Origin of the sequence: Spirillospora sp. NPDC127506 (genome assembly GCF_040302145.1) — a bacterium.
In the GTDB taxonomy this organism is placed as follows: Bacteria; Actinomycetota; Actinomycetes; order Streptosporangiales; family Streptosporangiaceae; genus Spirillospora.
Genome location: NZ_JBEORG010000005.1, coordinates 252,445 through 262,575 on the forward strand (window position 1 = coordinate 252,445; position 10,131 = coordinate 262,575).

The window sequence follows — 10,131 nt, forward strand, 5'->3', positions numbered from 1 at the left end:
GCCGGCGGGCGACGTGCGGCGGCCGGCGGGCGTCAGGCCGCGGACCCCAGCACGCCGTGCGGGTCCAGGATGTACTTGCGCGCCGCGCCCCGGTCGAACTCGGCGTACCCTTCGGGCGCCCGGTCGAGCGGGATCGCCGACGCGTTGACGTTCCGCGCGATCTCCGCCCGGTCGTGCAGGATCGCCATCATCAGCTGCCGGTTGTACCTCATCACCGGGCACTGCCCCGTGACGAAGTACTGCGACTTGGCCCAGCCGAGCCCGAGACGCAGTCCCAACTGCCCGACCCTGGCGTTCTCGTCGGCGGCGCCGGGATCGCCGGTGACGTACAGGCCGGGGATGCCGAGCCCGCCCGCCGCGCGGGTGATCTCCATCAGGGTGTTCAGGACGGTCGCCGGCTGCTCCCCCGCCGAGCCCTCGGGGCCGTGGCCGCGCGCCTCGAACCCGACGCAGTCGACGGCCGCGTCCACCTCGGGGACGCCGAGGATCTGCTCGATCCGCCCGGGCACGTCGTCGTGCCGCGAAAGGTCGATCGTCTCGCAGCCGAAGCCGCGGGCCTGCGCGAGCCGCTGCTCGTTCAGGTCGCCGACGATCACGACGGCGGCGCCGAGCAGCAGGCAGGCGGTCGCGCACGCGAGGCCGACCGGGCCCGCGCCCGCCACGTACACGGTGGAGCCGGTCGTCACGCCGGCGGTGCAGGCACCGTGGTAGCCGGTCGGGAAGATGTCCGACAGCATCGCGAGGTCCGGCAGCTTGGCCATCACGGTGTCGCGGTCGGCGGGGAACTTGAGCAGGTTGAAGTCGGCGTACGGGACGACCGCGTACCGGGCCTGCCCGCCGTGCCAGCCGCCCATGTCGACGTACCCGTAGGCGGCGCCCGGCCGCTCCCGGTTGACGTTCTCGCAGACGCCGGTGTGGCCCTCCTTGCAGTTGCGGCAGCGGCCGCACGCGATGTTGAACGGGACGCTGACGAGGTCGCCCTCCTTGACGAACTCGACGTCCCGGCCGGTCTCGATCACCTCGCCGGTGATCTCGTGGCCGAGCGTCAGCCCGGCGGGCGCGGTCGTCCGGCCGCGCACCATGTGCTGGTCGGAGCCGCAGATGTTGGTGGCCAGGACCTTCAGGATCGCCCCGTGCTGGAGCTTGCGCCCGCCCTGCTCGGCGAGTTCGAGCTTCGGGAAGTCCAGGTCCTCGACCGTGACCTTGCCCGGCCCCTGGTAGACGACGCCTCGGTTGGTGTCCGCCACGGTTGCTCCCTCCGCGTTGACGATCGGTGCGGAACCCCATACCCGACTTGTGTCCCTTAGTCCGTTTTTCGGAGGCTGGTTCAGGTCCCCGGGCACCGCAGGACTGCGAGGACACGGCGGCCGGCCGGCCCGCCCGCCCGGATCCCCGCACCCCGGCTCCGCGGAAACCGCACCCCGGGGCGCGAAAGGCCCTCCCCCGCAAGGGATTCGGGCCTATGCTCGGGCCAGGACCACCTGCGCCGGCGGCGTAGGCGTTTGGACAGAAGGAGCCGCACGTCGTGGCCGATGAGCTTCCCGAGAGCGCGCCCCCCGGCATCGATCCCTCAACGCCGACGTTCGCGCGGGTGTACGACTACTTCCTCGGCGGGAAGGACAACTTCGCCGCCGACCGCGAGGTGGCCGACATGGTGATGGAGCTCGTCCCGGAGGCGCCCGTGGTGGCGCAGGGCAACCGGGTCGCCATCGAGCGCGCGGTGACGTACCTGGGACGCGACGTCGGCATCGACCAGTTCCTCGACATCGGATCGGGGCTGCCGACCGCGTCCAACGTGCACCAGTTCGCGCGGGCCGCGAACCCCGCCGCGAAGGTCGTGTACGTCGACAACGACCCGATCGTGCTGGCGCACGGGCGGGCGCTGCTCACCGAGGACGGCGTCGCGACGTTCATCCAGGGCGACCTGTACGAGCCGGAGAAGATCTTCTCCCACCCCGCGCTGACCGGGATGCTCGACCTGTCGCGCCCGATCGGGGTCGTGCTGGCCGCGATCATCCACCACGTGCCGGACGAGCGGGACCCGGCGGGCGTCGTCCGGGCCCTGGTGGAGCACCTCGCGCCCGGCAGCCACGTCATTCTCACGCACCTGCACGACTCGGGGAACGACCCGCGCGTCGAGGAGGCCAAGCGCATCCTGCAGTCGGGCCTGGGCGGCTCCTACTTCCGCCACTCGTCGGAGATCGCGCGGTTCATGGACGGGCTCACGATCCTGGAGCCGGGCGTCGCCAACGTGACCGAGTGGCGCCCCAACGGGCCGGCCGGGCCGCTGGAGCACCCCCTGCACACCCAGATGGTGGCCGTGCTCGGCCGCAAGGACTGAGTCCGGGAAACCCGGATTCAGCGGAGAGTGAAACCGGGCCGCCGGGCGCGGGCGGTCCGGGAGGCTCGGAGGGCCGGTTCCCGCAGGCCGCGCGGTTGCGGACGCGGCGACCGCCCGGTTCCGGACGCCGGCCCCGATCATGAATCAGTAAAGGATCTTTCTGATCGACTTTTCCGTTGTCAACCCTTTCTTGTAGCGTTCGCAGCGTTTTGTGAAGTGCATTCATGATCGGACCTTCCCGCCACAAGATCATGTGAGGACGCCGCGATGCCCCTGGCGACAGGCCTGGCCGCGGCCGCGCTCCTGGGCCTCGTGACGCTCCTGGCCACCGCGCGGCACGGCAGGCGCCGACAACGCTCGTACCGGCACGGCTCGGACCGCGAGCACCCCGAGTCCCTGACGACCGTCCTCGGGCCCGGGGACGAGGAGTACCTCGCGTGGCTCGCCGACCACCACTGGCCCGGGGACGAGTACCTCGACCTTGAGCAGGAGTGGCTCAACGAGATGGCCTTCGGCGAGCCGGCGGGGGGCTACGAGGCGCCGCTGTGCCCGCGCTGCGACCTCCGGCGCGAGGACGTGTGGCCGTGCCCCACCTGCGGCCGGCTCCTGCACTCGTCGTGCGGCCACGGGATGCGCCGCCGGGCGGTCGACCGCCCGTACCGGACGCACGCGACCAACTCCGAGGCCGTCATCGCCGAGTGGATCTGCACCGGCTGCACGTCCGTCGTCGGCCTGGACGTGGACCACGGCGACGAGCCCGACGGTGGTCTCTTGCGGTGAATCGCACCAAATGCCCGATCTCACCGCGCTTCACACGCACTGAACGGTAAAGAATCCGCCATCCACTTGCATATTTCGGACGCACGGCGGCAGGCTGCAGTATGTCCTTAATCACAGGGACACCGTGGAGGAACCCCGTGACCGCTCAGCACGACACCATCTGCACGCACGAGCCGCAGTGTCCGGCGCCCGACGACCTCGACCGCGAGGCCGCGCGGATCGTCGCCGCCCATCCCGAGCAGGGATGGAGCCTGCTGTGCAACGGCATCGTGGTCTTCGAGGACACCGGCGAGCTGCTGCCGGACGGCCGGGCCATCGCCCCGCACCGCCCGATCACGACCGCGTAGCGGGCGCGCACCGGCCGCGCCGGCCGAGGCGCGTCATCTGATCACGTGCCTGTCGTATCCCAGCCGGGCGAGCTCCTCGTAGGCCGCCCACACCTCCGCCGGGACGGGCATCGGCACCTGGAAGCCGCGTTCCGCGTACACCACCATCCGCTGCAGGTCCCCCACCATCAGCTCGATGAACCGGCGCTCGTCCGCCTCGAACCCGTCGAACCCGAGGTCGGGCGCGGCGGCGGACCAGTCCACGCCGGGCCACTGCCGCCGCGCCGTCGCGACCGCCCGCCGCTTCATATAGGGCTTGGCGACCAGGATCCCGCTCCGCACCGCGATCCCCCGCTCCCCCAGCAGCCGCCGCGACGCCGTGATGTTCTCCCCGGTGTTGGCCGCCGTCTCCTCCAGCAGCAGGGCGTCCTCCGGGACGCCGTGCTCGCGCACGACCCGCCCGAACACCCGCGCCTCGGTCTCCGCCCAGGCCGAGGTGATCTTGCCGCGCCCGCCCGAGACGACCACCAGCGGCGCCCATCCGTCATGCCAAAGCCTCGCCGCGTGCGCCGCGACCCGCGTGTCGTGGCACCCCAGCGCGAGGATCACGTCAGCCTTGGAGAGAGGCCCGGACAGCACCAGGTGGTCCCAGACGGTCCTCGCCAGCTCGCGCGCACGCGCGTCCACATGAGACTCCACCGGGTCATTGTCCCCGGCGCCCCGCATGTCGGGCTCCCATCCGGCGGGCGGTCCCGATAACGTTCAACTGTTTTGTTACTTACGCAAGAATCATGTGGAACTCGACCGCGAAAGGACGGTGTGGTGTGATCACAGTCCTGGTGCTCGCGTGCCTGCTCGCGCTGTTCGGCCTCTGCCTGCCCCGCCTGCTCCGCCCCATGCCGTCGAGGGCCGCGCCCGGCGCACCGCCCGCCGGGGCGGCGCACCCGGAGTCCATGGTCGCCGAGCTGGACCCCGCTGAGGAGGAGTACCTCGCCGGCCTCGCCGACGAGCTCTGGCCCGACGACGAGTACCTGGAGCTGGAGCGCACCAGCGACGGCGAGGAGGAGTCCGGCGGCAGCGGCATGCGGCTGTGACGTGCGCGCCGCGCCCGCCCCTCGGCAGGTACGGGCGATGAGCACCCAACCGCCGCTGCTGCTCGCGCTGGACCTGGCCGGCACATTCGCGTTCGGGCTGAACGGGGCGCTGACGGCGGTGCGGGCGGCGCGGCTGGACGTTGTCGGCGTCGTGTCGCTCGGCATGATCACGGCGCTGGGCGGCGGCGTCGTCCGCGACGTCCTCATCGGCGCGGTCCCGCCCGCCACGTTCGTCGACTGGCGCTACTTCGCCCTCGCCGCCGGCGGCGGGCTGCTCGCGTTCGCTTTCAGCAGGCGGCTCGGCCGCCTGGACATGCCGATCACGGTCCTGGACGCCATCGGGCTGAGCACGTTCGCCGTCATCGGGGCGAGCAAGGCCCTGTCCTACGGGCTGGGGATCGGGCCGGCGCTGGCGCTGGGGGTGGTCACCGGGGTCGGCGGAGGCACGATCCGGGACGCGCTCGTCCTGCAGATCCCGTCGGTGCTGCGCAGCGACCTGTACGCGATCCCGGCCCTCGTCGCGGCGGGGATCACCGTCGCGGCCGTCAAGGCCGACCTCTACGCGCTGCCCTCCGCGCTGCTCGCCGCGGGCGCCTGCTTCGTCATCCGGATGCTCGGCGTCCGCTACAACCTCAACGCCCCGCGCCCGCCCGGCACCGCCGCCGAGGACGACCCGCCCGGCGGCGGGCGGTGAGTCGGCGCCCCGGCCGGGCGAAGGCCGCGGCCTCCTCGGCGTCGCCGAGGTCGGGCGAGACGACGGTGCGCGGGACAGGACGGTGTGCGGAACAGGACGGTGTGCGGAACAGGACGGTGTGCGGAACAGGACGGTGTGCGGGACAGGTCGCGGTCGCGGAAGTGGCCGGCCGGTCAGACGCTGGGCAGGGGGGCGCCGGTCTCCAGCAGGGTCTTCAGGCCGGACAGGACGTGCGGCCAGCCGTGCCGGGACATGTCGAGCAGCGCCTCGCCGGCCCGGTGGACGACGGTCAGCTTGACCGTCTCGCCGGCGGGCTCGATGTCGAAGGTCACCGTGGAGCGGGGCTCGGCCATGAGCCTGCGCCGCGTCTCCTCGTCCACGCCGACGCTCTTCGCCCACTCGGGGGTGAAGGTGTGCCAGGTGTAGGAGAGCCGGCGGCCGGGGTCGGCTTCGAGGACGACCTGCTCGGGGTCGGCGGTGGTCGCGCCCTCCTCGTGCCACGTGATCGTCGAGCCCGGCTTCCAGTCGGTCTCGAAGGAGACGCCCCAGTAGCCGCGGGTGAAGGCGGGGTCGGTGAGGGCCTGCCAGAGGCGCTCCGGCGTGGTGTTGATGTAGGTGGTGTAGACGAACTCGCTTGCGGTCATCGGGGCCTGCTCCAATGCGGTCTTCAGGTCGGCGAGCGCGCGCGCCCGGTGCCGGTCGTACCGGCTCATCCAGCGGTCGGCGATGGCGTTGATGGGGGCGGCGTCGAGGTAGTGGAGCTTCTCGCGCCCGCGGCGCATGGCCGTGACGAGCCCGGCGGCCTCCAGGACCGCCAGGTGCTTGCTGACCGACTGCCGGGTCATGTCGAGCCCGGCGCACAGTTCGCGGAGGGTCTGGCCGTTGCGGGCGTTGAGGCCGTCCAGCAGCCGGCGGCGGCTCGCGTCGGCGAGCGCCTTGAAGACGTCGTCCTCGTCCATGTCCTCGTCCGTGCGAGCGCCCATCTGCCCGCCAGTGCCTTCGTCGCGGCCGCCGTCCGGACATGCAGCCATCCGGTTGCCTGAAACGATAGGCAACCGGATGGTTGCATGTCAACGGCGCGGGCGGTCAGGGCTTGCGGCCCACCCCGCCGAACGCGTCGACCGCCTCCTGCTCGCCGGGCGTGTCCGGGCGCCAGTGCGTCACCGGGACGATCCCCGGCTCCAGCACCTCCAGGCCCTCGAAGAACCCGGCGATCTGCTCGGGCGTCCGCAGCGCCAGCTGCGCGTTTCCGGAGGCGTTCCACACCTCCACGATCCGGTCGGACGCCTCTCCGTGGATGACGTTCGTCCCGTCGTACATCGCGAAGTAGCTCCCGGACGGCACCGCCGCCATCAGCCGCCGCACGATCCGGTACGCCTCCTCGTCGTCGGGGACGAACTCCAGGATGCCCATCAGCGTGAACGCGATCGGCTTGCTGAAGTCGAGCGTCTCCGCGGCGGCCTCCAGGATCGCGTCGGGCTCCCGCACGTCGGCGTGGATGTAGGCCGTGCGGCCCTCGGGGGTGCTGGTGAGGAGCGACTTCGCGTGCTCCAGCACCAGCGGGTCGTTGTCGACGTAGACGATCCTCGACTCAGGCGCGGCCCGCTGCGCGACCTCGTGGGTGTTGTCGACCGTGGGCAGGCCGGTCCCGATGTCGATGAACTGGCGGATGCCCGCCTCGGCGGCGAGGTGCCACACGACCCGGTTCAGGAAGAGCCGGGACGCGCGCGCCAGCCGGGCCACGTCCGGCAGCATCCCGAGGATCTGGTCGCCGACCTCGCGGTCGACCGGATAGTTGTCCTTGCCACCCAGCCAGTAGTTCCAGATGCGCGCCACGTGCGAGACGCTGGTGTCGATGTCGGGGCCGGGTTTCTGTTCACTCATGCGCACCTCCCCTGGTCCCCTTCCCCGCCGCGACACGCGTCAGTCCTGTTCCGCCTCCCTGTCGAGAACCTCGCCCGTGGCGGCGTCGACGGTTATCTCGTACGCCGTCCCGTCCTCGCCGGTGACGTCGACCTCCCAGACGGCCTTGCCATGCCAGGTCTCGAACTCGGCGGACGTCACCCGGCCGGAGACCGCCTTCAGCGCCGCGCCGGCCGCGGCCGGCGCGGTCACCTTCGCCCGGCGCAGGGCCGCGGGGTCCTCGTCGCGGTCGCCGTCCCGGTCGTCGCGGTCGTCGGCGCGGTTCGCCAGGACCTCGCCGGTTCCGGCGTCGACGGCGATGTCGCGCCGGTCGCCGCCGTCGGTGACGACGTCGATCTCCCAGGCGGTCACGCCGTGCTCGTCGTCGAGTTCGATCTCCGCGACCCTGCCGGGCGCCGCCTTCAGCGCGGCGTCCACCGCCCGCGCGACCGGCACCTCCGCCGCAGCCGGAGCGCCGCCGCCCCCGCTGCGGTCGCCGGGCCGGGTACCGGGCCGGTCGCCGGTGGGGGTCGCGCTCGCGCCCGGCCCGTCGTCGTCGTGCGCCGCGGCCACCGCGGCCGTCGCTCCCCCGGCCGCCAGGACGCCCGCGGCGGCCACCGTGACCAGCAGCCCGCGTCCCCTGGCCATGCGCCCGGCCAGGCGCCGTGCGTCGATCTTCATCGGACTCCGCCCCTTCGTGCCCTCCGACGTTGCGGAACCGACGATGCCGGACGTTCCTGTAGCGCTCCTGAAGCAACCTGAAGCCGTCTTCAGGCGGGGTTTGGCAGGCTGAGGGCATGCGCCTGCTGATCGTGGAGGACGAGAAGCGCCTGGCCGCGTCCCTCGCGCGGGGGCTGGCGGCCGAGGGCTTCGCGGTGGACGCCGTCCACGACGGCGCCGAGGGCCTGCACCGGGCGCTCGGCGGCGGCTACGACCTGATCGTCCTGGACATCATGCTGCCCGGGATGAACGGCTACCGGGTGTGCGCGGCGCTGCGGGCGGCGGGCGACGAGACGCCGATCCTGATGCTGACCGCCAAGGACGGCGAGTACGACGAGGCCGAGGGCCTCGACACGGGCGCCGACGACTACCTCACCAAGCCGTTCTCGTACGTGGTGCTGGTGGCCCGCGTCCGCGCGCTGCTGCGCCGCCGGACGCGCGGCGCCGCGCCCGCCATCGTGCTCGGCGACCTCACCGTGGACCCGGCCGCGCACCGGGTGTTCCGGGGCGACGCGGAGGTGGAGCTGACCGCCAAGGAGTTCGCGGTGCTGGAGCACCTGGCGGCGAACGCGGGGCGGGTCGTGTCCAAGGCGCAGATCATGGAGGCGGTCTGGGACTTCGCCTACGACGGCGACCCCAACATCGTCGAGGTGTACGTGAGCGCGCTGCGCCGCAAGCTCGACGTCCCGTTCGGGCGCCGGTCGATCACGACGGTGCGCGGCGCCGGGTACCGGCTGGCCCGGGACGGGGGCGCCTGAGGTGGCCCGCCGCCCGTCGTCCGTCCGGGCCCGGACGACCGTGGGCGCGACCGCCGTGGTGGCGGGCGCGCTGGTCGCCGCGGGGCTCGCGGTGGTGCTGCTGCTGCGCGCGAACCTCGCCGGGCAGGCCGACCTGCGCGCCGAGGTCGCGGCGCGGGAGGTCGCGGCGCAGCTCGCGACCGGCGTCCCCTACGGGGCGCTCGACCTGCCCGACGCCGAGGACCATCCGGTGCAGGTCGTCGGCGAGGACGGCCGTGTCCGGGCGGTGAGCGAGGACCTGGAGGCGATTCACGGCACCGGCTCCTCCGAGGTGCGGCCGGGCGGTTCCGGGCGCGGCCGCGGCGACGACGATGACCGGGGCGACGACCGGGACGACGATCCCGGACGGGGCGAGGTGTCGGACGGCGACCCGGCGTTCACCACCGGCGGCGCGACCGTGGACGGCCGGACCGCCGGCTACCGGTTCGCCGCGGTCGAGGTGACGACTCCGCGGGACGAGACCGTCACCGTGTACGCGGGCGCCGACCTGGCCGCCGCCCGGGACGCGGTCGGCACGGTCACCCGGGCGATGCTGGCCGGGCTGCCGCTGCTGCTCGCCGTGGTCGCCGGGGTGACGTGGCTGGTCACGCGGCGGGCGCTGCGGCCGGTGGAGGCCGTGCGGGCGGAGCTGGCGGAGATCACCGCGTCCGGCGACCTGGCCCGGCGGGTGCCGGTGCCGGAGTCGCGGGACGAGATCGCCGGGCTCGCCGCGACGACCAACGAGACGCTCGCCGCTCTGGAGGAGTCGGTGGCGCGGCAGCGCGGGTTCGTCGCCGACGCCTCGCACGAGCTGCGCAGCCCGATCGCGTCGCTGCGCACGCAGCTGGAGGTGGCGGCCGCGCACCCGGGGCTGCTGGACGTGGACGGGCTCGTGGCGGACGTCGTGCGGCTCCAGCACCTCGCCGCCGACCTGCTGCTCCTCGCGCGCATCGACGCCGGCGACCGCCCGCCGGCCCGTCCGGTGCCGCTCGGGCGGCTCGTCCGGGACGAGCTGGAGCGGCGCGCGGGCGCCGGCCGGGTCGCGGTGCGCGCGTCGATCGAGGGCGACCCGCGGGTCATGGGGGTGCCGGGACGGCTGTCGCGGGTGGTCGGCAACCTGCTCGACAACGCCGAGCGGCACGCGGACGCCGCGGTCGAGCTCTCGCTGCGCGAGGAGGCGGGCACGGCCGTGCTGCGGGTCGCCGACGACGGGCCGGGCGTGCCGGCCGCCGACCGGGAGCGGATCTTCGAGCGGTTCGTGCGGCTGGACGACGCGCGCAGCCGGGACGAGGGCGGCGCCGGGCTGGGCCTCGCCATCGCCCGGGACCTGGCGCGGGCGCACGGCGGGAGCATCGCCGTCGGCGACGCCCCCGGCGGCGGCGCGGTGTTCGAGGTGCGGCTGCCGGCTACTTGAGGAGTTGGCGGGCCATGACCATGCGCTGGATCTGGTTGGTGCCCTCGTAGATCTGGGTGATCTTGGCGTCGCGCATCATCCGCT

13 protein-coding genes are annotated in these 10,131 nt (G+C 73.3%); 7 read left to right on the forward strand and 6 right to left on the reverse strand.

Annotated features, from left to right (window positions below; genetic code table 11):
* Positions 1-32 precede the first annotated feature (32 nt).
* Positions 33-1,247: a formaldehyde dehydrogenase, glutathione-independent gene (gene fdhA / locus ABTW95_RS08405; RefSeq protein WP_500225657.1), complete on the reverse strand. Its 1,215-nt coding sequence runs from the start codon at positions 1,245-1,247 to the stop codon at positions 33-35.
* Positions 1,248-1,525: 278 nt separating this feature from the next.
* On the opposite strand from fdhA, the gene ABTW95_RS08410 reads away from it, so the two are divergent.
* The 3 genes from ABTW95_RS08410 to ABTW95_RS08420 all read left to right on the forward strand — a co-directional run bounded on the left by ABTW95_RS08410 (position 1,526) and on the right by ABTW95_RS08420 (position 3,468).
* Positions 1,526-2,341, forward strand: coding sequence for an SAM-dependent methyltransferase (locus tag ABTW95_RS08410; protein ID WP_396449192.1), 816 nt, complete (start codon positions 1,526-1,528; stop codon positions 2,339-2,341).
* A gap of 267 nt (positions 2,342-2,608) precedes the next feature.
* On the forward strand, positions 2,609-3,121 hold the full coding sequence (locus tag ABTW95_RS08415) for a hypothetical protein (protein ID WP_396449191.1): 513 nt from the start codon (positions 2,609-2,611) through the stop codon (positions 3,119-3,121).
* 158 nt (positions 3,122-3,279) lie between these two features.
* Positions 3,280-3,468 carry a DUF5999 family protein gene (locus ABTW95_RS08420; RefSeq protein WP_500225679.1) on the forward strand — a complete coding sequence of 63 codons (189 nt, stop codon included), beginning with the start codon at positions 3,280-3,282 and terminating at the stop codon, positions 3,466-3,468.
* Between the two features lie 33 nt (positions 3,469-3,501).
* Here ABTW95_RS08420 and ABTW95_RS08425 read toward each other — a convergent pair whose 3' ends face one another.
* The gene (locus tag ABTW95_RS08425; RefSeq protein WP_500225660.1) at positions 3,502-4,134 is read right to left on the reverse strand and encodes a YdcF family protein; all 633 of its coding nucleotides are present in this window, start codon (positions 4,132-4,134) and stop codon (positions 3,502-3,504) included.
* Positions 4,135-4,271: 137 nt separating this feature from the next.
* Here ABTW95_RS08425 and ABTW95_RS08430 point away from each other — a divergent pair, with 137 nt between their 5' ends.
* Positions 4,272-4,541: a hypothetical protein gene (locus ABTW95_RS08430; protein ID WP_396449189.1), complete on the forward strand. Its 270-nt coding sequence runs from the start codon at positions 4,272-4,274 to the stop codon at positions 4,539-4,541.
* A gap of 37 nt (positions 4,542-4,578) precedes the next feature.
* Positions 4,579-5,235 (forward strand): trimeric intracellular cation channel family protein, encoded by a 657-nt coding sequence (locus ABTW95_RS08435; RefSeq protein WP_396449188.1) that lies wholly within the window; start codon positions 4,579-4,581, stop codon positions 5,233-5,235.
* Positions 5,236-5,408: 173 nt separating this feature from the next.
* Here ABTW95_RS08435 and ABTW95_RS08440 read toward each other — a convergent pair whose 3' ends face one another.
* The 3 genes from ABTW95_RS08440 to ABTW95_RS08450 all read right to left on the reverse strand — a co-directional run bounded on the left by ABTW95_RS08440 (position 5,409) and on the right by ABTW95_RS08450 (position 7,818).
* The gene (locus ABTW95_RS08440; protein ID WP_396449187.1) at positions 5,409-6,218 is read right to left on the reverse strand and encodes an ArsR/SmtB family transcription factor; all 810 of its coding nucleotides are present in this window, start codon (positions 6,216-6,218) and stop codon (positions 5,409-5,411) included.
* A gap of 103 nt (positions 6,219-6,321) precedes the next feature.
* On the reverse strand, positions 6,322-7,119 hold the full coding sequence (locus tag ABTW95_RS08445; protein WP_396449186.1) for an SAM-dependent methyltransferase: 798 nt from the start codon (positions 7,117-7,119) through the stop codon (positions 6,322-6,324).
* Between the two features lie 39 nt (positions 7,120-7,158).
* The gene (locus tag ABTW95_RS08450; protein WP_396449185.1) at positions 7,159-7,818 is read right to left on the reverse strand and encodes a PepSY domain-containing protein; all 660 of its coding nucleotides are present in this window, start codon (positions 7,816-7,818) and stop codon (positions 7,159-7,161) included.
* A 116-nt stretch (positions 7,819-7,934) separates the two neighbouring features.
* Here ABTW95_RS08450 and ABTW95_RS08455 point away from each other — a divergent pair, with 116 nt between their 5' ends.
* The gene (locus tag ABTW95_RS08455; RefSeq protein WP_500225664.1) at positions 7,935-8,615 is read left to right on the forward strand and encodes a response regulator transcription factor; all 681 of its coding nucleotides are present in this window, start codon (positions 7,935-7,937) and stop codon (positions 8,613-8,615) included.
* 1 nt (position 8,616) lies between these two features.
* Entirely contained in the window at positions 8,617-10,047 is a 1,431-nt protein-coding gene (locus tag ABTW95_RS08460) for a sensor histidine kinase (RefSeq protein ID WP_396454734.1), read from the forward strand.
* Here ABTW95_RS08460 and ABTW95_RS08465 read toward each other — a convergent pair.
* On the reverse strand, positions 10,040-10,131 hold a 92-nt coding region (locus ABTW95_RS08465), incomplete at its 5' end, for an acyl-CoA dehydrogenase family protein (RefSeq protein ID WP_353821960.1). The two genes, ABTW95_RS08460 and ABTW95_RS08465, sit on opposite strands and share 8 nt — an antisense overlap.